This is a genomic window from Thermosynechococcus sp. PKX95 (assembly GCF_031583295.1).
Taxonomy (GTDB): domain Bacteria; phylum Cyanobacteriota; class Cyanobacteriia; order Thermosynechococcales; family Thermosynechococcaceae; genus Thermosynechococcus.
The window spans coordinates 359,320-380,696 of sequence record NZ_CP134171.1; the positions used below are offsets into that span (position 1 = coordinate 359,320).

A 21,377-nucleotide genomic window follows, 5' to 3' on the forward strand; every position below is an offset into this window, starting at 1 on the left:
AGGGGTAGCCAGCTTGGAGAACGCTGTGGCGCAGCTCATTGGTGAAATTTTGGGCGATCGCTATGAACTCCTGCGCGAACTGGGGTCTCATCCGGGGCGGCGCACCTATCTGGCGTTGGATCGGCGGCGCTATGAACAGGTGGTGCTGAAGCTGCTGCTTTTTGGTGGCGGCATGACATGGGACGACTTTAAGCTCTTTGAACGGGAAGCGGCTGTGCTGCAACCCTTGGATCATCCGGCCATTCCCCGCTATCTCGACTACTTTGAAATCAATACCCCTGATCTCAAGGGCTTTGCTTTGGTGCAAACCTACATTGAGGCAAAATCCCTCGCCACATGGCAAGCAGAAGGGAGAGTGTTTAGTGAAGAGGATTTGCGGTTACTGGCCGATCGCCTGCTGGATATTTTGATCTATCTCCATGGCCGTCAACCGCCGGTGATTCACCGCGATATTAAGCCGACAAATATTCTCTTGGGCGATCGCTCCGGTCATGATCTTGGCAAGGTCTATCTTGTGGACTTTGGGGCGGTACAAACCGCGATCGCAGGCAGCACCCGAACCGTGGTGGGTACCTATGGCTATATGCCCCCGGAACAATTCGGCGGTAAAACCCTACCCGCCAGTGATCTCTACGCCTTGGGCATGACCCTCATCTACTTAGCAACCGGCACTCCCCCCGATGAGCTGCCGCAAAAGGAACTGCGGGTTCAATTTCAACCCTTGGTCTCCTTGAGTCCCCCTTTTATCCGCTGGCTCGAAAAAATGGTCGCGCCCGCCCTTGAGGAGCGATTTGACTCCGCGACTGCGGCTCGCCAAGCCCTAAAGCAACTGGACACATCACCCCACGAGGCCTCACTCATAACAAAAACGCCGCCCTACGGTTCCCGCCTACAGGTGAGAGAAACACCCCAAGGGCTACTGGTGCAAATTCCCCCCGTTGGATTTAATGTCAGTCTCTTCTTCCTGATTCCCTTTGCAGTGGCTTGGAATGGGTTTTTGGTCGTCTGGTACAGTCTAGCGATTAGTTCTGGCTTTTGGCTGATGGCTGTTTTTGCTACTGGTCATCTTGCTGTCGGTTTAGGCCTCATTGGCGGCATTCTTTACATGCTATTGGGATGGCAGGTGCTGATGGTCACCCGTAAGGATCTGCGCTTCTATGAACATATCCTTGGTTTCCGCTGGCGTCGTCCTAAAGTCCTGCCGCTTGAAGTGATTGAACAGATTGAATTTCAGCCCCACAGCACGTACCGCGATCGCGAGGGCGATCGCCAAGAGCTATCGAGCAAACTGGTGATTCGTGCCGGTAGCCAAGCGATCGAACTGACTGAAAATGCCCTTAGCGTGACCTCAAGGGATCTGGAATGGTTGGCCTACACCCTTGGCCGCTATCTGGGGCGACGGGTCACACAGGCTTGTCAGGATGTCCGAAGTGCTTGAGAACATCACCACTGAGGCGGCAGATACGCCAGTCAGGTAGCACAGTCGCACCCATGCGCTCATAGAATTGAATCGCAGGAGTATTCCAGTCCAAGACGCTCCACTCGATACGGCCATAGTCGCGATCGCTGGCTAGCCGGGCTAATGCCTTCAGCAGAGCAGTGCCCACCCCTTGACGCCGATAGGCAGGAAGGACAAACAAATCCTCTAGCCAAAGGCCGGGGCGGGTGAGGAATGTGGAGTAGGTGGTGAAAAACAGGGCGTAGCCAATAACGTCTGTGGGGGTATGGGCAAGAAGTACCTCGGCGTAGGGGCGATCGCCAAACAAATGCTGCCGTAGCGCCTCCTCTGTGCCCGTTACTGCGTGGCTGAGCTTTTCATAGGCCGCAAGCGCTTGGATCAGTTGGAAGATGATTGGAACATCCGCCGGGGTCGCTGCACGAATCGCAAAGGAGAAAGACACGCTAACCCAAACTAAATTGAGCGCAGCCAACCGGCACTCAGAGCAACGGTAAGCGCCATAAACAACACTGTCAAAGTCCACGTGGCACGGTTTAAGGTCGCTTCTGCACTTTTGGTGCTGGTAAAGAGCTGGGCTTGACCGCCAATACCACCGAGGCCATCCCCCTTGGGACTGTGGAGCAAGACCAATACAATCAGGCCAACTGCTGAAAATGCCCACAGACCAATGGCAATTTTTTCAATCATCCTTAACCTCGCTGGCGATGCGAATCTATACAACTTGACCTCTCCCTCATCTTACCGCAAGCCTAGGAGCCAATGGCACAATACAAGATAGGCGTTTTGAACGTGCCCCATGAACCAGCAAAATCTGCTTCAGCAATTGCTTTTAATTGGTGTTGGCACCACCTCCCTTGTGGCCGAGAAGTTGCGTCAAGTGAGCGACCAATGGGTGAAAGAGGGACGCCTCAATGCCGATCAGGCCAAGGCAATGGTGGATGAAGTCCTTGCTCACCTCAAAGAAGATGCCGCCTCCCTCGATGAAGCGGTGCAACGACAAACGCGCCAGTTTCTAGAGAGCTTGGGTGTGCCACAACAGTCAGAAATTGATGAACTGCGGGGACGCATTGATCGCCTAGAACGGGATGTTAGGGAGTTAAAAAATCGCTCATGGTAAGACAACGGGTGCATCGAGCCTACGGCTGGCTCCTCTGTGGTATTGTCCTAGTAGTGGTATGGTTGGTGGCCGCTCCGATCGCGATCGCCAGTGTGCCGCTAGAGGCGTCAACGGAGGCTGCGGGACTTATGGGGAATCCAAAGGTGGTGACCACTCCTTCAGGTTTGCAATACGAAGATATGGTTGTCGGCTCAGGGGCGCAGCCTCAAGTGGGCGATCGGGTAACGGTGCACTACACAGGAATGCTCACCGATGGCCGCATTTTTGATAGCTCCCGCGATCGCGGTCAGCCCTTCCAATTTCAAATTGGTGTCGGTCAAGTCATCAAAGGCTGGGATGAAGGAGTTGGCTCAATGCACGTCGGGGGGCAGCGGCGGCTGATTATTCCCCCGAACCTAGGCTATGGTGCACGCGGTGCCGGCGGGGTCATTCCTCCCAATGCGACGCTGATTTTTGACGTTGAACTTTTGGGTGTGCAATAGGATTGAACTCGGCAAGGGATGCCCAAGGCCAAGGTACTGTATATCTGCCGCGAGTGTGGTGCCGAGTCTGTGCAATACTTTGGTCGCTGTCCCAACTGTGGTCAGTGGAATACCCTTGATGAGCAGGTGGTTACCCCTGTAGAGACCGCTGCTCGACCCACAACCCCCCGAAAATCGACCACTCCCCACCCCCGCAGTGCCAAGGCCCTAGGAGAGATTAGCGAACAGACACAGAGCCGTTCTGCCTCCGGATTTGCCGAGTTGGATCGGGTTTTGGGAGGGGGGATTGTGGTTGGCTCCCTCGTGTTGGTGGCCGGCGAACCGGGAATTGGCAAGTCCACGCTTTTGTTGCAGATGGCAGCCACCTTAGGGCAACAGCAGCGGGTGCTCTATGTCTGTGCTGAGGAATCGGTGCAGCAGGTGAAATTGCGATCGCAACGCTTGGGCATTGCCGCCTCCCCCTCGCTCTATCTTTTGGCGGAGACGAATTTGGAGGTGATCCTGCAGGAGCTGACCCATCTGCAACCCCATCTGGCGATTATTGATAGCATCCAAGCGGTGTATCTGCCCCAATTGACGGCTGCCCCCGGCTCGGTGTCTCAGGTTCGTGAGGGCACAGCCGCCTTGATGCGCTTAGCCAAGCGGGAGCAGATGAGTCTCTTTATTGTGGGGCATGTTACAAAGGAGGGGGCGATCGCCGGTCCGAAGGTGCTGGAACATTTGGTGGATACCGTGCTCTACTTTGAGGGCGATCGCTTTGCCAGTCACCGCCTCGTACGCGCTGTCAAAAACCGCTTTGGTGCTAGTCAAGAAATTGGCGTTTTTGAAATGGGCGCGCAGGGCTTAGCCGAGGTCACAAATCCTTCGGCGCTGTTTTTGGGCGATCGCGAGCCAACCCCCGGTACCGCCACCATTGTGGCCTGTGAAGGCACCCGTCCGCTTGTGGTTGAGTTGCAAAGTTTAGTTAGCCCCACCAGTTATCCCTCTCCACGCCGCACGGCCACGGGCATTGAGTACAATCGCTTTTTGCAAATTCTGGCCGTCCTAGAAAAACGCCTAGGGGTGCCCCTCTCGAAGCTAGATGCCTATGTGGCGTCCGCTGGCGGGCTGAATGTGGCGGAACCCGCTGCTGATCTGGGGGTGGCAGTGGCTGTTGTGGCTAGTTTTCGCGATCGCTGGGTGCACCCCCAAACGGTGATCATTGGCGAAGTGGGCTTAGGGGGGCAAGTGCGAGCCGTCTCCCAGTTAGAAGTACGGCTGCGGGAGGCGCTGAAGTTGGGATTTCGCCGTGCCATTATTCCCGAAAACCAAGCCTGTGCGATCGCGGGGCTAGAGATTTATCCTGTACGTCGTGTCACCGATGCCATTGTGGCTGCCCTTGCCCCTATGACCACTGAGGAATCCCCCTGAGGGCTATCCTTGCGAGTCCAATTTATCCCTAAGATGTCTGAGACAGATACCCCATTGGTGGAGCGGCAGTGCAAAGCCAGTTGTGACAAGATACACTTCCGCCATCAACGGACTCAATTGCTGACACAGTTCGCCAAGGCGATCGCGAAAACAGCGACCACTGGCATAGGCAGGAACAACTCCCCAGCCCACCTCTTCAGCAACAAAAATGAGTTGAGCGGCACACCCTTGCACACTCGCTAGGAATTCAGTAACGGTTGCTTGCCATTGATCTTGAGATTGATCTAGGCAATTGGCCACCCATGTTCCCAAGGAATCCACAAGGGCGCAATGATCAGGCGGCAGGTCACGCAGCAGGGCAGCTAGTTCGAGGGGGCACTCCCGCAATTGCCACTCAGCGGGGCGGCGAGCACGGTGCTGTGCAATCCGCTGCAACCATTCTGTATCCTCTGGGGGGGCGATCGCCGTCGCAACATAAATCACTGCTTGTCCGCTGTGGGTAGCAACGGCTTCTGCCCATTCACTCTTGCCACTGCGACTCGGACCGGTCACCAAGACATGATCAGGCATGATTAGGCACTGTTGGTTAACTCAACTGTCGGGGATCAAGACGTTCTCCCAAGCCCTCACCAAGGAGCGACAGACCCACGACCAGCAATGTCATGGCTAGACCCGGAAAGAGCGTCGTCCACCAGATGCCCACCGACAACCCATCCAAGGCCTGTCGTAGATCCTGCCCCCATTCGGGTACCTGCGGCGGCAACCCTAAGCCCAAGAACCCCAGCCCTGCCAAGGTCAGGATGGCATCGGCAGCATTGAGGGTAAAGAGCACGGGGATACTGGGAAGCACATTCACCAAAAGATACCGCTGTAGAATGCGGGGGGTCGAGGCGCCAAGGGCGCGGGCAGCTTCGATAAAGACCTCATTTTTTAGGCTCACCGTGTGGTTGCGCACAACGCGATAGTACTGGGGAATATAGGCGACACTAAGGGCGATCGCTGCATTAAGCACCCCCTTGCCGACCACAAAGGCCACCGTTACCGCTAGGAGTAGCCCCGGCAACGTGTAAATCGTATCCATCAAAAAGAGCAACCCGCGATCGAGCCAGCCCCCGCGGTAGCCACTCAATAATCCCAAGGGCACCCCCACCACCAAGCTCAACAGCGTTGCCACCAAGACCACCTGCAAGGCTGCTTGGGCACCAAAAATCGTGCGGGAAAAGACATCATAGCCCAAGCGATTCGTGCCAAACCAGTGCTGCGGCGAAGGCGGCGCGTGAATCGGAAAGTCAAGAAATTCTTGGGGATTGGCAATCCAACCAAGAGCCTGAGCAAGGGGAGCAAGAACCGCCAGCAGCAGAAACCCCCCACAAATAATTGCCCCCACCAGCAACAGCCGATCCGAGAGGCTATTCATGCATGCCCTATCCCAACAAACTGGCTAGCAAAGCTTTCTGCGCATGGAGACGATTTTCCGCCTGCTCCCAAACGCGAGACTGCGGCCCTTCAAGGACACTGGCGGTAATTTCCTCCCCACGGTGAGCCGGCAGACAGTGAAGAACGATCGCCCGTGGATCCGCAAGGGCTAGCAGTTGATCATTAATTTGGTAGGGCTGAAAAATGGGCTGGCGATCGCCCGCTTCTGCTTCCTGTCCCATACTCGCCCAGACATCCGTGTAAAGCGCATGGGCACCCTTAGCCGCGGCCTGCGGATCCGTGAGAACAGTCACTTCACTCTTACCGCCACTCAATGCCTTGGCTTGCGTCACAATATCGGGCAAAGGCGCAAACGGCGGTGGGGAAGCCACACGAATATTCACCCCCAAGAGGGCACAGCCCAGTAGTAAGGAATGCGCCACATTATTGCCATCGCCAATGTAGCAGAGGGTCAGTCCCGCCAATGTGCCAAAGGATTCCCGTAGCGTCAGCAGATCCGCCAAAATCTGACAGGGATGCTCGCGATCAGTGAGGGCATTAATCACCGGTATTCGTGCATAGTCAGCAAACAGTTGCAGTTCTGCCTGGCCATAGGTGCGAATCGCCACCGCATCCAAATAGCGATCCAATACCCGTGCTGTATCGGGCAACGGTTCACCACGCCCCACCTGTGTGGATTGGGGATTCAGGTCAATGACTTGGCCGCCCAGTTGGTACATCGCCACCGTAAAGCTGACACGGGTACGGGTCGAAGCCTTCTGAAACAGCAGCCCCAAGACCTTAGGACACTGGGGAGCCACCTTGCCGATTTTCATCTGTGCTGCTAAATCCAGCAGATATTCCGCCTCTGCCCGTGAGAGGTCGGCAATGCTCAGCAAATCACGCCCCCGCAGTGTTTCCATCACAAATCTCCCCACCAAAACTGGTATCCACTCATGGTAGCAACCTCAGAGGCCTTCCAAATGTACAAATACAACCCTTTTCTAAAATATGGGGGGCATTAAGGAACGCCGAACCCGTCCAAAAGTCACCTTCTAAGAGGTCTATCCTTCCGAGGCGCCCAACCGTGGCTCTGTCCCTGCAAGGAGGCGTTGGATATTACTCTGGTGTCGCCAAATCACAAAAGCACCTGCAATCACACTAAAACCGACAAACGGCCACGACTGCGTAAAGAGCCAAAACCAGAAGGGCAAGGAGATAGCAGCAGTGATTGAACTCAGGGAGACAATGCGGCTGGCCGCCAAGACCGACAGAAACACCGCAAAGGTGGCTAAGGCAGTGGGGGCATTGAGGGCAAGGAGCACCCCTAAACCAGTGGCAACGGATTTGCCGCCGCGCCAGCCCAACCAAATCGGCTTACTGTGAGCCAAAACTGCAATGAAGGCGATCGCCAGCAGGACAAATTCCAACCAAATGGTCGGTACTGTACTCCAAGATTGCCCCAGAACCCATCGCGCCAAAAGAACTGCCCCTAGTCCCTTGCCCACATCGACTAAAAACGTCACCAGTCCGGGGCCTTTGCCCACCACCCGCAGCACATTGGTCGCCCCTGTTGAGCCAGAGCCATGCTCACGAATATCAATCCCCCGCAGCGCTTTGGCCAAGAGGTAGCCCGTGGGAATTGAGCCGAGCAGGTAGCTAATGAGCGCCAGCAGTCCAAGGATGAGTGCAGTGGTCACAGGAGCCTCCCTACTCAAAGAAATCAGAACTACGGCTAGGACGCAACTGGGGTTCAGGAGCAAAGCCCAAGAGCAAGGGATATTGCAGTAGTGAAAGGCTGACTTGGGGTTGGGAATCATCAATAAGAATTAGAGGGATGTAGTCCTCCTGCTCGAGGCGATCGGCACGAAAGGCCAAGGCATCCGCAGATTCAAAGAGCGCCACCCCCTGATCAGGGCCAAAATCTTGACGGCTAATCCCTAAGCAGTCCTGCAATCCCCGTCGCCAGTCCCCCAGTCGCTCAGGGGAATCAGCCAAAACCAAAACCCGCAACATATCGCCATAGAAGTCCCGTAGAATCGAGATGATTGCCGAGGCAACAAGGATATTTTGCAACCGACTGGGGAGCGATCGCAGGGCACCCCGTCCCCCGAGATCAAAGAACCAACTTTCTACCCGCTCAGCATGAACTTGCTCAAACGTACGTCGCAACTGCCAAGGAGGGCCATAGTAATTGGGGCTACTCCGATATTGCTCTAGCAAACGGCGAATCCGATCCGCTTCCTCCTGAAATCCCTCATCAAGAACTAACTTGGGCGGCGTTGTCGCTGTTGCTGCTGGGGCAGAGGCAGTTTCCACGACAGCGGGCGTCGGGGGCAGCAATTCCATTTCCTCAACGGTGGCTGCCAACTCCTGCATGCTCTTGACGAGAAATTCCTTGAACCCCTGCACTCGAATCGCGAGTTCTTGGGAGGCACCCACAAAGTTGCGGCGGAGCTCCTGTTCGATGCGTTCCTTGCGCCGTTCTAGTTGCTCAATGGTGAGTTGCAGACTTTGTTGCCGCTCTTCAAGGGACTTGAGGCGATCGTGCACAAGACGATGAAACTCAGCATCAAGGGCTTGAATTTCAGCTTTGAGGGCATCCCGTTGAGCTTTGAGGGCAGTTAGTTCCTCTGGGGTAGGTTCAGAGGCATCAGTCACCGTAGGGTCATCCGTCATTGCGAACCGTGGAAATAAAGGCTGTGCGTGGGCAGCGTTCTTGGAGGCATTGTACTAAAGTTTTGGCGTCAAACAGAATCGGCAGAAAGTGGATATTCTTGACCTCCCGAAAATAAAAGAGCACGGGAAAGGCTGGCCAAAAGACCTCCCAATGCTGCCATTGCTGATAGGGAAAGTGGCGAATTTGTCGGCTGCCGCGATAGACATCTAGTGCTGTTGCCGTAAATTCTAGTCGCAGGGTAGCCGCCTGCACAGCCAAGAATAGCGCAAACAGGGAGATGGGCAAGCCCAGCCACCAGCGCAGCCACCACAGGGGCAGACTTAACAGCAGAACCCCCAGAGGAACAGCAAATGAGGGTTGAAGACGTACTGTGGCCAGTGAGGTTCCTTGCATGGTTTTACTCTACTCCTGAGGGGTCGTCGGTTCTTCTAATTGTGGCAAATCCTCTGGAGTGGGAGCAGCCTCCGGTTCAGTGACCTCAGGTGCAGTGGTCTCTAGAGTCGGTTGCTCCAAAGGTGGGGACGGCTTGGATGGAACTCGCGGGCTAACGAGAACAGAACGAGTCGGGCTTTCTGCTTTCTTGAAGGGATTCAGGCGCTGCCAGAAGGGCTTTTGCGGCGTGGGGGGCGGTGTCTCTTCAGCTGCTTTGACGGTGGGTTCTGGGGTTGGCTCTGGTGCAACGGGCGTTTCCTCTACAGGTTCAACGGTGCGTGTTGGTGCCTCTACTGCCGACGTTGGTGTAGGTTCCTCAGCAACGGAGGTCTGAGCGGCAGATTCTTCAACAACAGCTGTTGGCTCTGGGGTCGGCTCGGAGGGAGCGGCGGATTCCTCAACGACAGGTGTTGGCTCTGGGGTCGGTTCAGGAGGGAGGTTGCTGGGGAGATCCGGACTGAGGCTACTTTGAAGATTTTTGGCGGCCAGTTCTCCCCGCAGCAGGCGCGAGAGGACATCCTTGCCATTGGGTTGATAGGTCACGAGGCGGGTAATCGGATTGTAGGGAGAGGGAATACGCTGACCATTGCCATCCAGAAGTTCGAGCCGTACCCAGTTATCCCCCGGCTGGAGTCCAGTGAGATAGTAGGCCTGCCAGCGATCGACCGTGAAGGATTGACCATTGATCGTGCAGCGCACCTGCCAGACTTTCTCATTGTTTAATTGTTGATCCAACGGCAGGTTGCTGAGATAAAAATCAAGGAGCACTGGTTCAGCGCCATAGGTGCCGCTGGGCTGATTGTAGGTGATCAGGGGAAGACTAGCAGATCGAGTGTCCTCATCTGCAGTATAGAGATGAAAGGCCGTTTGAGCATAGGCAAGGGGATGTTTCAGACTTTCACCCCAAGGGTACACAACAAAAGCACGGAGAAGGTGCGTTCCCGGCTCAAGGTTCGTAAATTCAATGGGGGTGTTCAGGTCATAGACACTGCGGCTGGGCAGATCATCGAGCACCACCTCCACATGGGGGCCTAACCCTGTGCGCTGATCTTGAAACAGGCGTAGCCCTTGGACACTTAGCTTGACGGTGACGTTGCGGCTTTGGAGGGTTTGGTTGGCTTCGGGGGTGAGAATTTTCAGCCGCGGTTCATAGCGATCGAACCAATCCTTCATATCCTCAATGGCCACAGGAGCCGCCACCTCTGCCAGCGAGCCACTGGCTTTTGCCGCGGCGATGTCCCCCACTGACCACAGGAGAGCAATGCTGAGAACGAAAGCGATCGCCCGTTGCCAACAGACCTGCCAACCCTTCATGCACACCTCAGATGGTTGTAGTACCAAGGACAATTTTCGCAGATGGGCTACCCACTTCAGCAATCCAGATCTAGGGAGCACGATCGCTGCTGTAGAGGACATGGCCACTGCTAAATTCTCGCAACTCCCCATTGTTCAGACGTACTTGCAACGTCCCGCGATCGCTAATGCCCACACCGATGCCCTGCCACCTTTGTTCTCCTTGGACAAGAGTGAGCGATCGCCCCCGCAAAAAATCCTGCTGCGCCGTGATCTGAACCCCCTGGGACTGTTGCCAACACCACAGAAGCTCAGCGCGAATCGCCGCTAGCAGTTCCAGATCCGTAGGCACCGCTTGGGGAGAATGAAGCAGCGTGTGGAGGCTAATGGCTTGGGGAAGACCCATTGCCTCAACGTCAACACAGCGGTTCAGTCCCAGCCCCACCACCAGCCAAGGGGAACGGCCTTCACAGAGAATTCCCGCCAGTTTCTTGCCCTGAGCCATCACATCATTCGGCCACTTCAATTGCAGATGGCGTTCCACCGTTGGTCGCAGCCCACTCAACGCCCGCATCACGGCTATCCCGGCTTGGACACTGGGCGCAACGATCGCTGGCGACTGCGGCAGGATAAAGGAGGCTGTCAACACCCCCTTTGGGGATTGCCAAGTACGGTTGTACTGACCTCGCCCCCGTGTTTGTGCCTGAGTGTAGATGACTTGACCCCCATAGAGTTGATCGGCATGGTGCAATGCCCAGGTATTCGTGCTCTCACAGGTCTCTAGCCACACCAACCAAGGAAACTCCATGGCGATCGCTTACTTGGGTACAGAAACAGATGGCTCAACGAGTGCCCGCAACAGTTCTGGTTTCGGATGCGCCCCTACCCGTTCAAAAAACACCTGAAGGGTCTGATCTAGCCACTGCGCCAGTGCTGCATAGCTTGCGGGAAGGGTTGTGATTTTCGCAGCAACGAAATAGCGATCGCCACTGTGGGGAGCTGGCACAAGAATATTGGCCGCTTGGCAGTTATTCAAGGCACTTTCAATTTGACTGCGACCAATCTCCGCTGGGGCGGTTTGCTCAATCATGGCGGCCAGTTCTTCTAGGGTGGCAGCGCAATCGCGATGGTCAAGGAGCCACGCTAAAACATAGGCTAAGGCTGGGGGTTGGGCGATCGCCACCCGTTCGTGACTGAGCAAAGCGCGATAGGTTGCCAGACTATGGAGGGGACGCTTTTCAAAATTGGCCATCACCACAGCACTGGGGGGAAGATGCTCCCGTAGGCCAAGACGCAGTTGATTGGCACTGCCCTGCCGATGAAAGACGCAGAAGATCGTGTTTTTACAGACGTAGCGCAAGTATTCCGAGAACTTGACCATCCCCAACTGCAAAATGTCAAAGTTGGGCAGCAGGGCTTGTACCGCCCCTTGGACTTTACTAATGGGTAGCCCTTCCTCCCGCAGGAGCTTGCCACACTCCGAATCACGGCGGTACCAATCGAGAATCTGCCGCGTTTTGGCGATCGCCCCCTCGGCATGGCGAGCCAAACTGACACTCAAGTCCGCACACAAACGACGATTATCAGGATCTAAGGGAATGGCGGAGGGTGGGATGCTGGGCGGCGGCGCTTCAATGGGGGGAGCGGGACTGGCGACAGGTGGGCGGGGTTTTACGGTTGGATCAGGGATGTGGACAAAGGCATCACAAATGGCCTGAAAACTCTTGCCAGCCGCATCTTCGTAGGCGCAGCCAATGACTGTTTTGCCGTACTGCCGTAACTTCTTGGCAAGGGAGCCAAAGCCACCATCGCCGGAGACAATCACAAACGTATCAAAGCGGTCATCTTGAAAAATCAAATCCACCACATCAATCGCCAATTGAATATCAGCAGCATTTTTGCGATTTTCGTAGGAAAAACCAAAGACCTGTACAGGCTCAATGCCCAATTGGTGCATTTCCCGGCGCAGTGACCCAAGGCGAGCATCACTCCAGTTGGCATAGGCACGTTGCAGCAGCACCCGCTCGATGGGGTAGGCTTGGCGAATATGGGCTTGGATGGCAGCGAGGGAAATTTTGGCCACATCTGCGGCTTTGATGTTGTAGCCTTTGATCAGGTTTTCAATGTCGTAGAAAATAGCGGTACGACGCGAGCCATTCCCAGAAGTGCGGGTTTCAAGGTGTTGCAGTCTTTCCTCTAAACGTTGGAGGAGGTCTTCGATCTGGGGCGTTAGGGAATGACGTTGACGATCTTGTACCCAAGTGCCCACCAATGCCCCCGCAGAACTGACCGCCACCACAGGAAGCGGTTCACGGGTAAGGGCGACGGCGAGGGAACCCGCCACAATCGCTCCTAAAGGAGGTATGCACCAGTTCTGCCATGCCATAACTTATTTTACGAATTCTTGGAAAACTCCCTCTCAAACGCTGGTTTCTTGCAACAGTGCCATCCCGCGATCGCAAATCGTTTTTGCATAGTCTGTCCAGCGGCCACTGCCCCAATAGCGAAAACAACTGGTTTGCGATGTCAGCACATAGAGGAGCGCTTCGCGGTAGGCAGGGCTTTGGGTCACTTGCGGGTCAGCCGCCACCAAAGGATCATAGATGCGGTGAAACTCGGCACTCAGGCGTTCCATCGGTTGCAGAACGGTCTCATAGCCCTTGACCCAACTGAGGTGATTCGTCCAAGAGGCACCCTCCATGGAGAAGTGGGGATTGGTTTGTTCAAGGTGGGCGATCGCTGCCGCAACCCTTTCTGGCGTTATCGGGCTATCCCCTAAGGTCTGCCAGAGTAGATGTTGGTGTACCGCTTGACAGCGAGGAAAGCGATCGCTAGTCACTCCCTGAGCCGCCAAGAGGGCAAGGTACTCACTGCCATTGAGACCCACCACCCCCGCCTGCGGATTCGCTTTTATCTCATGCCACACCGGCATAAAATCGCGGGGATATTCATTCATCATCACACCACCGTTTTCACCATCGGCAATTTGACTCACACAGGGGGGACCGAGGGGAGCCTGCCAGTGAGTGGCCAGATGCTTAGCTTCGTGATAAGGCTGCATTTGCGCCACAAGTTTCGTATCCGAGCCTTGGGTTTTAATCAGCACCGTTATTTCCGCCACCTCTCCTTGGGAGTTGCGCGCCACAAGGACATTCGGTACATACTTGGCAGCGTAGGGTAGCGGCGACCCATCCAACTGTTCAACACTGTGCTCCTGTACCAGCAACCAACTGTATCCACAGCGTTTGAGGCAGGTCACCAAGGTAAAGAGCGTATCCGGATGGTTGGGCAAATGCATTTCTGGCAGTGAAAAGCCCTGTACCCTTTGCAGCGCTTCAACGCCAAAGAGGGCCACAAATTGATGCTGCCAAGCGCGAATATGCAACTCAATGTCAGCGATTGGAGTGGAGGGAATCACCGCATGTCCCCAGCAGGTGCCCAGCCATTCCACGTAGGGAGCATAGGCATCCACAGTAATCCGCCGCAGGGCGTCCAGTACCTCCTCCTGTCCCATCTGCTCCAGCCCCCAGAGGAGGTTGCCGGAGTAATCGAGCATAATCCGCGGTTGACAGCCCTCAGCCACCAACTGGGGAATCCAGTCCCCCATGCGCCGATAACACCAGAGAAATTGGGTCGCGTTGTGATTGTCCCCCTCGTGGGGATGCATCAGCATATACTGCAAGTGACTGATGAGGCTGCCGCCCTCCCCCGCTGGAATGGTCGGCTGGTGCATATGGAGGGCACAGGCAAAGGCCGCGCGAATAGAGGGGAGCATTTGGGGGGGCAAGGGGGGGCAACGGGGCACTTCACTCAACGCCTGTTCCCAACCACTGAGGACAGGTTCTCCTTGAGGCGGACAGGTTGACCAAGGGAGGGTAGGGCGGGGCATGATTCAAGCTCGAAAAACTTGGGCGGGATCAAGGCGCATCACTTTTTGAATCGCCAATAGGGAAGCACTGACACACATGGCGACGGTGGCACTAAAAACGGCGAGGGCAAGTTGGGGAGTAATGATAATTTGGATGGCACGGGCTTGCATGGTCCACATCCCCAGTCCCCAGCACAGGCCTAAACCGGGCAGATAACCCAGTACGGCCATCCACAGGGCTTGCTCAATAATAATGCGATACAAGTACCCGTCAGAAGCCCCCATTGCTTTGAGGGTGCCATACTCCTGTAGGCGATCGCTCACCGAAGAATAGAGAATTTGACTGACAATGACCACCCCTACAACCACGCCAACCCCTGCCCCCAGTCCTAAGATAAACCCCACACTGGTACTGGCTAGCCAATAGCGCCGCGTCATTTCAGTCAGGGCAGCACGACTGAGCACTTGATAGTTGGGAAAGGCTGCCCGTAAGCGTTCCTGCACCTTTGCTAAATCCTCCCCCGACTTGGCTTTCACCATGACATAGGTGATGCGGGTACTGGGGGACACCAACGGCAGAAATTCGGGTACCGGCTCACTGGTATCAAACCGAGGGAAGTTTAAGTAAAGGTTCGCAGTTTCCAGCGAAGTCAAGACATAGGGGCTAGAGACAATGGATTTGACACCGCGCGTCCAGCCAATGACCGTCGCTGGGTAGTTATTCACGCGACCTTGCTCCCCTAGAGCCGTAAGGGAAAGGGCATTGAGGTCAATGCGATCCACGATGACACTGTAGGGTTCTTCTAGCTCCGTCAGGGTTGCACCAGCAACTGTCGTCAAGGGCAGCAAGGTGCCTGTCGGTTCAATACCCACCACCTGCACTGGATCGATCGCCTCTGTCTCTGAACGGCGCCACATCGCTGACTGGATCAACAGAGGTTCTGCGGCTGCAACCCCTGCAACTGCCTGGGCATCGAGGACAACTTGATACTCAATAGGCAACGTTAAGCCAAAATAGCGCAACTCACTGGAGGCAATCCAGAAATCCGCTTGACTTTTGTTCACCAAGAGTGTGGCCGATCGCCCAAAGCCCTCAAGGAGTCCAGTTTGAACTGTGACCAGACTGACGGCAAACGTGATGCCTAGTTGAGCCACGAGAAAGCGGCTAAAGTCTTCTAAGAGATTTTTGCGGGCAAGGGAAACCATTTTTCTATCTTAAGTTTGCGATGGGGGCATGTCTAGACCGTGCTAGGCAGTTGGGGAAAAAACGGCCACCTTAGGCGGCTAGTAAAAAATCCCTAGTTAAAAACTCTGCTGGTACCTCTTGTTCTTGGGGCAAGTAAATAGCCACTTGAATCTGTATTTGTGAAAGATAACGACACATCAGTGGTCCTATTTCCCGCCAGTCTAGACCCCCCAAGCCACAGCCAAGGGCGGGAACAGCAAGAGATTGAATGCCTTCTGCTTGATAGCTATCCACTAACCATTGCAAACCTCGCTCAATTCCTGTAATGTCAGACGATTGTTTCCAGTGAGTTTTAGTCGGAAAGAGTAAAAACCATTTATTGGCATTCAAGTTGGGTAAGCTCAAAGGTTCATCCGCTAGATCGCTGTCTAGAGAAGCTTCACGTTTATACAAATATGGTTTCCCCATTGTAAGTTGCTTTTTCTTGCAGACATCTTGATAGACGACGTACATATCCGGAAATTGATATTTTGCCCGTGAGGCTAATCCCTTACCCATTACACCGACGGTATTGACACTGATTGTTAAGGTTTGCATTTGGGAGAAGAACATATCTCCATCCACCCAAGATAGATGACTCGTAATTGCAGCACGTCGTCGGGGTTGGAAAAACATGTGGGGTTCAACTATGACTTCAACAGAACTGAACTGTTGTCGAAGGCGCTCTGCCATCTCCTGACTTGCAACATAGATAGAATGAATCTCAGTGGGGGGAACCACTTTTGGAACCAAGCATTCCGCCATAATTTTTCGCTTTGTACCATCTTCAGTTTTCCACCAGTCATTATTGAGAATGCTCCAATAATCGCGATGGATGATTTGTAGTCCAGTTTTAGCATCGCGGATTTCAGTAACGGAGTGGGCTGCATTCCCTAAAGCAATGAAGGTTCCTTTGATATCTAGGACACGGGGTTTAATTCCTAAAATGACAACATTGTTTTTATTGATTTCACTTAATACTTTATAAAGCATGGGATTTCGGGGTTGAAAATAGAGGTTGGCATATTGCCATAGACTCTGACCATTTGGTGCGAGGCGGTGTTGCCGACGCACAACGATGTCTGCGTTATAGATAGGTGTCGGGGAAAGACCGCGTTCTACGACTTGCTCATGTGCAAGAATGCCGTGTTGGAATATAGAGGAGAGGTTGTTCACATGGGTAATGTAATATAAGCTTTTGATCTTGGGTTCAGGCATTCTTAACCTCTAGAGATTTTTTGAGTTTGTTCTTTGACCCAACTCAAGTAAGCAGGAGAACCGGCAATAATGGGTAGGGCAATGATTTCTGGAACTTCATAACTGTGTAATGCCAGCAGGCGATCGCGCACTTGCTCAAACAGGGCAGTGCGGGTTTTAATGAGCAGTTGCCATTCGGGATCGCGATGTACGGTTCCTTGCCAGCGGTATATTGATTGAATAGGCAGAATTTGCACACAGGCAGCGAGGTGCTCAGCCACGAGTTGATCGGCTAAAGAGAGTGCTTCAGTTTCCGTAGCAGTGGTAACCATCACCACACAGTACTCTGTTGCCGTTTCCAAGCCCGCTGTCCTCACGTCACGCTTGATGATGTCGATCATATCCTGAACAAATCTTGAATAAAATCGTGCAGTGAATGTTGTTATTACCGGTATTGGGCTGTGGACAGCTCTGGGGGAGAGCGCGATCGCCACGTGGCAGCGCTACTGTCAGGGGAAAACGGCACTCATCGCCACGCCTGACGGACTGGTGGGAGCAACGACCTTGCCAGTCGAGAAAATTATTGCAACGACAACGACTCAAGCGCTCAACGATGCAAAATTAACCCCTCCTCTAGACAGTGCTGGGGTAGTGGTCGGGTCAAGCCGTGGCTTTCAAGCACAGTGGGAAACATGGTTACGGCAGCCTTCTCTTTCGCGACAAACATGGTTACAAACCTTACCCGCCACTGTATCCCAGCAAGTGGCACAAATTGCCGGCACCCAAGGGATAGTTCTCAACCCCACAGCGGCCTGCGCGACGGGACTATGGGCGATCGCCCAAGGGGCACTGTTGATTGAGCAGGGTTATTGTGATCTGGTGTTGGCGGGAGGGGTCGAGTCCGCCGTCTCGCCCTTAACCTTGGCCGGGTTCCGCCAGTTAGGGGTGTTGGCTCAGGCGCGGGCGGCTCCCTTTGATCGCCAGCGGCAGGGATTTGGCTTAGCGGCCGGTGGTGCCATTGTCGTCCTAGAATCCGAGGCACGGGCGCGATCGCGGGCTGTTACACCCTATGCGCGAATTGCTGGGGTAGGTCTCAGTGCCGATGCCGAGCATATGGCTGCCCCCAGTGTCCAGCAAACCGGTGCTCTCCTAGCCATTCAAAAGGCCTTGGCTCAGGCGGGGCTAACACCGCACCAGATCGACTGTATCCATAGTCACGGTACGGGCACACGGCGTAACGATGCCGCTGAAGCCACTTGGATTCAAACCCTTTTTGGTCAAGGGGTTGCGGTCACCAGTCACAAAGGTGCCCTTGGGCATACCCTAGGTGCTGCTGGCGCGATCGCGATCGCCCTCTCCTGTCTGTCATTACGGGCACAGGAGATTCCCCCCTGTGTTGGCTGTGAGACTCCCGACTTTGACCTCGACATTGTCCAACACAGCCGCACTGCCCCTTTAGGCCACATTCTCTGCTGTAGCTACGGCTTTGGTGGTCAGAATGCCGTGATTGTTCTAGCGCATCCCTAGGAGGCAGTGACCACCCTTGGTTGAGCAACCCCAAACTTTTGCATGATCGTTTTAGCCATTTGTGGGGGTGTGAGTCCTAAGTCAGCTTTTGATTCCTCAGGACTAGCGTGCTCAACCAAGATATCCGGTACCCCCAAACGCAACACAGGCAGCAGAATATCCGCCTCTTGGAGTGCCTCGAGTACCGCCGAGCCAAAGCCCCCCATCAGGCAGCCTTCTTCTAAGGTGACCACGCGGCCAATTTGTTTCGCCAAAGGCAGAATCAACTCAGTATCTAGCGGTTTGGCAAAGCGGGCATTGATCACTGCGGCACTCATGCCGTGTTCCTTGAGGATTTCTGCCACTTGCATCGCCGGATAAACCATTGAGCCGTAGGCCACCAAGAGAATATCTTCACCGGGGCGCAGGAGTTCCCCTTTGCCGATTTCGAGGGGTTCCCAGCCTTCCTCCATGAGGGCGACACCATAGCCATTGCCCCGGGGATAGCGTAGGGCGATCGGGCCATCGGTGTAGTTGATGCCCGTTACAATCATGCGTTGCAATTCCGCTTCATCCTTGGGTGCCATCAGCACCATATTGGGTAGGCAGCGCAAATAGGCAATGTCGTACATCCCTTGGTGGGTCGGGCCATCAGCACCGACAATCCCCGCCCGATCCATGCAGAAGAAGACGGGTAGCTTTTGGATGCAGACATCGTGAACAATTTGGTCGTAGGCGCGCTGCAAGAAGGTGGAGTAAATCGCCGCTACGGGGCGCATGCCTTGGGTGGCCATGCCGGCGGCCATTGTTACGGCGTGCTGCTCGGCAATCCCGACATCAATGTATTGGTTGGGCACCCGTTTTTGGAGGATATCTAGCCCTGTACCCGTGGCCATCGCCGCTGTAATGCCAACAATGCGCGGATCGTTTTCTGCGAGTTTAGTCAGGGTTTCGCCAAAGACTTTGGAGTAGCTGGGGGGCTTGGGTTTGCTGGAGGGTTTGGCCTTACCAGTGACGAGATCAAAGGGGTTTTGCGCATGGTAGCCCACTTGGTCTTTCTCGGCGATCGCGTAGCCTTTGCCCTTAACCGTTGCCACATGAACCAAGACAGGACCGGGAATCGTATGGGCATGTTGGAATGTGGTAATGAGTTCTTCCAAATTGTGGCCATCCACCGGACCAACGTAAGTAAAGCCCAGTTCCTCAAAGACGGCGCCCACCTTAGGAACCGCAAGGCGTTTCATGCCCTCCTTGATGCGCTGCATCTCCGGGGTTAGGTTTTCACCAAAGAAGGGGATATGTTTGAACTGCTCTTCGAGGTTATCAGTAATAAATTGCACCTGCGGTGAGAGGCGGATTTTATTCAGATAGCGGGGAATCGCGCCCACATTGGGGGAAATGGACATCTCATTGTCGTTCAGCACCACCATCAGGTTGGTGTGGGGCAAGTGGCCGGCGTGGTTAATCGCTTCTAGCGCCATCCCCCCAGTTAGGGCACCATCACCAATAATGGCCACGACTTTGAACTTCTCTCCCTTGAGATCGCGGGCGATCGCCATCCCCAAAGCTGCCGAAATACTCGTGGAGGCATGACCAGCGCCAAAGTGATCAAAGGGACTTTCGCGGAGGTTGAGATAGCCAGCAATTCCTCCCTTTTGCCGTAGGGTATGGAAGTTGTTGTAGCGACCCGTCAACATTTTGTGGGGGTAGGCTTGGTGCCCCACATCCCAAATCACGCGATCTTTATCTAAGTCAAGGGTTTGGTAGAGTGCGAGGGTGAGTTCGACAACCCCCAAGCCTGGCCCAAGGTGTCCTCCCGTGGCCGCCACCGTTTCCAAATGTTTGTCGCGGATTTGGGCGGCAATTTGACTCAATTGGGCAATGGACAACCCATGCAACTGGTTGGGATGGGTGAGTTCACTTAAGTGCATAGAAACCCGACCTCGCAAGATACCTAGGAGCGATAGCCTACCGCTGACCACAGAAAAACTATCTGTTGACTGATTCTAGCAAAGTCCCCGACCGAAGTTGGGCATTATTTCGCCCCTAGACGCGGTGAAAAGCCGCAATAATCCCGAAACAGTTGATCATAAATTTCTAACGCTGTTTCATAGAGTTCGCTCAATTCACGAATTTCTTCCGTGGATTCATTGGTGTAATTTTCCACCAACCAAATCACCCATTGGTAAAATCGCTCCCGACCCCACTGTTGCCAATAGTTGGCGAGAATTCCCCGCGCAAGGTCAGTTCCCAACCGTTTGGGGTAACCGTGGCTTGTGGCCAAGTCCTGGAGATCCCCTAGGAAGCGTTCGGTCATCGCACTGAGGTGACTCAGGGACATCTGAGCACATTGACAAGCCCGCTCAAAGGCGGCGTTGGTCTCTAGGGAACTGGGCTTGACCGTTTCAGCCATCAAGCGACCATGACTATCTACCTGACGCTCGACAGCGCAGTGGGGAACTTTAGTGAGGGGGTAGCCTTCACAGGCGAGATACACCCGAAAGTTTTTCTCTAAACAATCCACTTCCTTGGGACTGAGGTGGATGTCGAGTTCAAGCAGGAGTTGACCAAAGGTACGCTCATCAGTGGTGGTGGTGGTTTGCGAGTAGGTCATCGCGAAGTCCCTCACAGGTCGTCAAAAGATTATCCTGTGATCTTTTTTTCGTTATGCACCTCAGCCAAGAAGGCAGCCTACAAAGCTCCCAACACCGTGTCCTCGAAAGTCATTAGTTCATCGCGGTGTCCCTCTAGGGTGACTTGGGTACCGATCGCATGGGGTTGCAAAGAGAGTTTGACGGTTTCGAGCCGCTGGGCACCTCGCCAATAGAACCAAGGGGCAATGGGGGTTAGACCAATGAGACCAAAGGCCAAAATACCGCGATCGGGAAAGAGGACGGTCAACACAAGGGCGATCGCTGTGGCACCGGAGACGGCAAGGCCAAAAAGCAATGCGGCCAAAAAGGGACTAGCGGCAACATTTCCCTGAAACGTCACTTCACTGCCATCAGCACTGACACTGTGCAGGCGGTAGCCCCGCTGCTGGAAATACTGCTTGAGGCGGGGAGCCAGTTCGGCAATGGGCTGGGCAATGAGCCATTCTTTGGTTTCAATGCGTTCTTTGGTGGAGGCACGAATAAAAAACACAAAGCCGACGGCCAAGAGACTCGTGAGTAAGAGAGTGGAAGGATAAGTTAAATCGCTGGACATGTTGAGGGGGTCTGAACGGATGGGCTTGCTACCCTCATTGTCGAGGATTTGTTGTGGTCTGCAAAGAGATATTGCACCGCGATCG

Annotated in this window: 23 protein-coding genes; 5 read left to right on the forward strand and 18 right to left on the reverse strand. The window is 54.5% G+C overall.

The window, feature by feature from the left end; all coding sequences use genetic code 11:
• The first annotated feature begins 25 nt into the window (after positions 1 to 25).
• Positions 26 to 1,438, forward strand: coding sequence for a serine/threonine-protein kinase (locus tag RHH81_RS01640; RefSeq protein ID WP_310743281.1), 1,413 nt, complete (start codon positions 26 to 28; stop codon positions 1,436 to 1,438).
• Here RHH81_RS01640 and RHH81_RS01645 read toward each other — a convergent pair.
• Together RHH81_RS01645 and secG are read right to left on the reverse strand one after the other, a co-directional pair.
• Complete coding sequence (locus tag RHH81_RS01645) at positions 1,404 to 1,901, reverse strand: GNAT family N-acetyltransferase (protein WP_206200793.1); 498 nt, start codon at positions 1,899 to 1,901, stop codon at positions 1,404 to 1,406. The two genes, RHH81_RS01640 and RHH81_RS01645, sit on opposite strands and share 35 nt — an antisense overlap.
• An 11-nt stretch (positions 1,902 to 1,912) precedes the next feature.
• Positions 1,913 to 2,146, reverse strand: a complete 234-nt coding sequence (gene secG / locus RHH81_RS01650; RefSeq protein ID WP_149821094.1) for a preprotein translocase subunit SecG — start codon at positions 2,144 to 2,146, stop codon at positions 1,913 to 1,915.
• Between the two features lie 109 nt (positions 2,147 to 2,255).
• Between secG and RHH81_RS01655 the strand changes: the two genes are divergently transcribed.
• From RHH81_RS01655 to radA, 3 genes are read left to right on the forward strand one after another with little or no spacing between them, the layout of a single operon-like run.
• A complete protein-coding gene (locus tag RHH81_RS01655; protein WP_149821092.1) occupies positions 2,256 to 2,576 on the forward strand; it encodes a phasin family protein in 321 nt (106 codons plus the stop codon).
• Positions 2,570 to 3,058 (forward strand): FKBP-type peptidyl-prolyl cis-trans isomerase, encoded by a 489-nt coding sequence (locus tag RHH81_RS01660; protein WP_149821090.1) that lies wholly within the window; start codon positions 2,570 to 2,572, stop codon positions 3,056 to 3,058. The genes RHH81_RS01655 and RHH81_RS01660 overlap by 7 nt, the downstream gene beginning before the upstream one ends.
• An 18-nt stretch (positions 3,059 to 3,076) precedes the next feature.
• The gene (radA, locus tag RHH81_RS01665; protein WP_206200794.1) at positions 3,077 to 4,468 is read left to right on the forward strand and encodes a DNA repair protein RadA; all 1,392 of its coding nucleotides are present in this window, start codon (positions 3,077 to 3,079) and stop codon (positions 4,466 to 4,468) included.
• Positions 4,469 to 4,471: 3 nt separating this feature from the next.
• Here radA and cobU read toward each other — a convergent pair whose 3' ends face one another.
• The 13 genes from cobU to cutA form a co-directional block, all read right to left on the reverse strand.
• Positions 4,472 to 5,038 (reverse strand): bifunctional adenosylcobinamide kinase/adenosylcobinamide-phosphate guanylyltransferase, encoded by a 567-nt coding sequence (gene cobU / locus RHH81_RS01670; protein ID WP_310743282.1) that lies wholly within the window; start codon positions 5,036 to 5,038, stop codon positions 4,472 to 4,474.
• 16 nt (positions 5,039 to 5,054) lie between these two features.
• Positions 5,055 to 5,885, reverse strand: a complete 831-nt coding sequence (locus RHH81_RS01675; RefSeq protein WP_302678686.1) for an ABC transporter permease — start codon at positions 5,883 to 5,885, stop codon at positions 5,055 to 5,057.
• A gap of 7 nt (positions 5,886 to 5,892) precedes the next feature.
• Positions 5,893 to 6,807, reverse strand: coding sequence for an ornithine carbamoyltransferase (gene argF / locus RHH81_RS01680; protein ID WP_206200797.1), 915 nt, complete (start codon positions 6,805 to 6,807; stop codon positions 5,893 to 5,895).
• A gap of 141 nt (positions 6,808 to 6,948) precedes the next feature.
• On the reverse strand, positions 6,949 to 7,584 hold the full coding sequence (gene plsY / locus RHH81_RS01685; protein ID WP_310743283.1) for a glycerol-3-phosphate 1-O-acyltransferase PlsY: 636 nt from the start codon (positions 7,582 to 7,584) through the stop codon (positions 6,949 to 6,951).
• Between the two features lie 10 nt (positions 7,585 to 7,594).
• Positions 7,595 to 8,563 carry a DUF3086 domain-containing protein gene (locus tag RHH81_RS01690; protein ID WP_206200799.1) on the reverse strand — a complete coding sequence of 323 codons (969 nt, stop codon included), beginning with the start codon at positions 8,561 to 8,563 and terminating at the stop codon, positions 7,595 to 7,597.
• Positions 8,553 to 8,957, reverse strand: a complete 405-nt coding sequence (locus RHH81_RS01695; RefSeq protein WP_206200800.1) for a DUF3119 family protein — start codon at positions 8,955 to 8,957, stop codon at positions 8,553 to 8,555. The genes RHH81_RS01690 and RHH81_RS01695 overlap by 11 nt, the downstream gene beginning before the upstream one ends.
• Before the next feature lie 9 nt (positions 8,958 to 8,966).
• Positions 8,967 to 10,310 (reverse strand): hypothetical protein, encoded by a 1,344-nt coding sequence (locus RHH81_RS01700; protein WP_206200801.1) that lies wholly within the window; start codon positions 10,308 to 10,310, stop codon positions 8,967 to 8,969.
• Positions 10,311 to 10,380: 70 nt separating this feature from the next.
• Positions 10,381 to 11,097, reverse strand: coding sequence for a biotin--[acetyl-CoA-carboxylase] ligase (locus tag RHH81_RS01705; protein ID WP_206200802.1), 717 nt, complete (start codon positions 11,095 to 11,097; stop codon positions 10,381 to 10,383).
• Positions 11,098 to 11,106: 9 nt separating this feature from the next.
• Positions 11,107 to 12,633, reverse strand: a complete 1,527-nt coding sequence (locus tag RHH81_RS01710; protein ID WP_206200803.1) for an NYN domain-containing protein — start codon at positions 12,631 to 12,633, stop codon at positions 11,107 to 11,109.
• Between the two features lie 75 nt (positions 12,634 to 12,708).
• Positions 12,709 to 14,178: a glycosyl hydrolase family 57 gene (locus RHH81_RS01715; RefSeq protein ID WP_310453177.1), complete on the reverse strand. Its 1,470-nt coding sequence runs from the start codon at positions 14,176 to 14,178 to the stop codon at positions 12,709 to 12,711.
• A 3-nt stretch (positions 14,179 to 14,181) separates the two neighbouring features.
• Positions 14,182 to 15,363: an ABC transporter permease gene (locus RHH81_RS01720; RefSeq protein WP_310743284.1), complete on the reverse strand. Its 1,182-nt coding sequence runs from the start codon at positions 15,361 to 15,363 to the stop codon at positions 14,182 to 14,184.
• Between the two features lie 70 nt (positions 15,364 to 15,433).
• The gene (locus tag RHH81_RS01725; RefSeq protein WP_302678693.1) at positions 15,434 to 16,600 is read right to left on the reverse strand and encodes a DarT ssDNA thymidine ADP-ribosyltransferase family protein; all 1,167 of its coding nucleotides are present in this window, start codon (positions 16,598 to 16,600) and stop codon (positions 15,434 to 15,436) included.
• A 2-nt stretch (positions 16,601 to 16,602) separates the two neighbouring features.
• A complete protein-coding gene (cutA, locus tag RHH81_RS01730; protein WP_206200807.1) occupies positions 16,603 to 16,980 on the reverse strand; it encodes a divalent-cation tolerance protein CutA in 378 nt (125 codons plus the stop codon).
• 31 nt (positions 16,981 to 17,011) lie between these two features.
• Between cutA and RHH81_RS01735 the strand changes: the two genes are divergently transcribed.
• A complete protein-coding gene (locus RHH81_RS01735) occupies positions 17,012 to 18,106 on the forward strand; it encodes a beta-ketoacyl-ACP synthase (protein ID WP_206200808.1) in 1,095 nt (364 codons plus the stop codon).
• Here the strand turns inward: RHH81_RS01735 and dxs are convergent.
• From dxs to RHH81_RS01750, 3 genes are all read right to left on the reverse strand, one after another.
• Positions 18,103 to 20,016 carry a 1-deoxy-D-xylulose-5-phosphate synthase gene (gene dxs / locus RHH81_RS01740; RefSeq protein ID WP_206200809.1) on the reverse strand — a complete coding sequence of 638 codons (1,914 nt, stop codon included), beginning with the start codon at positions 20,014 to 20,016 and terminating at the stop codon, positions 18,103 to 18,105. The two genes, RHH81_RS01735 and dxs, sit on opposite strands and share 4 nt — an antisense overlap.
• 104 nt (positions 20,017 to 20,120) lie before the next feature.
• Complete coding sequence (locus RHH81_RS01745) at positions 20,121 to 20,699, reverse strand: hypothetical protein (protein WP_206200810.1); 579 nt, start codon at positions 20,697 to 20,699, stop codon at positions 20,121 to 20,123.
• A 77-nt stretch (positions 20,700 to 20,776) separates the two neighbouring features.
• On the reverse strand, positions 20,777 to 21,292 hold the full coding sequence (locus tag RHH81_RS01750; protein WP_206200811.1) for a cofactor assembly of complex C subunit B: 516 nt from the start codon (positions 21,290 to 21,292) through the stop codon (positions 20,777 to 20,779).
• Positions 21,293 to 21,377 lie beyond the last annotated feature (85 nt).

Bases quoted from the DNA above. Each gene is read 5' to 3' on its own strand.
- secG (WP_149821094.1), bottom strand. From the start codon at position 2,146: ATGATTGAAAAAATTGCCATTGGTCTGTGGGCATTTTCAGCAGTTGGC.
- RHH81_RS01655 (WP_149821092.1), top strand. From the start codon at position 2,256: ATGAACCAGCAAAATCTGCTTCAGCAATTGCTTTTAATTGGTGTTGGC.
- RHH81_RS01660 (WP_149821090.1), top strand. From the start codon at position 2,570: ATGGTAAGACAACGGGTGCATCGAGCCTACGGCTGGCTCCTCTGTGGT.
- radA (WP_206200794.1), top strand. From the start codon at position 3,077: ATGCCCAAGGCCAAGGTACTGTATATCTGCCGCGAGTGTGGTGCCGAG.
- cobU (WP_310743282.1), bottom strand. From the start codon at position 5,038: ATGCCTGATCATGTCTTGGTGACCGGTCCGAGTCGCAGTGGCAAGAGT.
- RHH81_RS01675 (WP_302678686.1), bottom strand. From the start codon at position 5,885: ATGAATAGCCTCTCGGATCGGCTGTTGCTGGTGGGGGCAATTATTTGT.
- argF (WP_206200797.1), bottom strand. From the start codon at position 6,807: ATGGAAACACTGCGGGGGCGTGATTTGCTGAGCATTGCCGACCTCTCA.
- RHH81_RS01690 (WP_206200799.1), bottom strand. From the start codon at position 8,563: ATGACGGATGACCCTACGGTGACTGATGCCTCTGAACCTACCCCAGAG.
- RHH81_RS01695 (WP_206200800.1), bottom strand. From the start codon at position 8,957: ATGCAAGGAACCTCACTGGCCACAGTACGTCTTCAACCCTCATTTGCT.
- RHH81_RS01700 (WP_206200801.1), bottom strand. From the start codon at position 10,310: ATGAAGGGTTGGCAGGTCTGTTGGCAACGGGCGATCGCTTTCGTTCTC.
- RHH81_RS01705 (WP_206200802.1), bottom strand. From the start codon at position 11,097: ATGGAGTTTCCTTGGTTGGTGTGGCTAGAGACCTGTGAGAGCACGAAT.
- RHH81_RS01715 (WP_310453177.1), bottom strand. From the start codon at position 14,178: ATGCCCCGCCCTACCCTCCCTTGGTCAACCTGTCCGCCTCAAGGAGAA.
- RHH81_RS01720 (WP_310743284.1), bottom strand. From the start codon at position 15,363: ATGGTTTCCCTTGCCCGCAAAAATCTCTTAGAAGACTTTAGCCGCTTT.
- RHH81_RS01725 (WP_302678693.1), bottom strand. From the start codon at position 16,600: ATGCCTGAACCCAAGATCAAAAGCTTATATTACATTACCCATGTGAAC.
- cutA (WP_206200807.1), bottom strand. From the start codon at position 16,980: ATGATCGACATCATCAAGCGTGACGTGAGGACAGCGGGCTTGGAAACG.
- dxs (WP_206200809.1), bottom strand. From the start codon at position 20,016: ATGCACTTAAGTGAACTCACCCATCCCAACCAGTTGCATGGGTTGTCC.
- RHH81_RS01745 (WP_206200810.1), bottom strand. From the start codon at position 20,699: ATGACCTACTCGCAAACCACCACCACCACTGATGAGCGTACCTTTGGT.
- RHH81_RS01750 (WP_206200811.1), bottom strand. From the start codon at position 21,292: ATGTCCAGCGATTTAACTTATCCTTCCACTCTCTTACTCACGAGTCTC.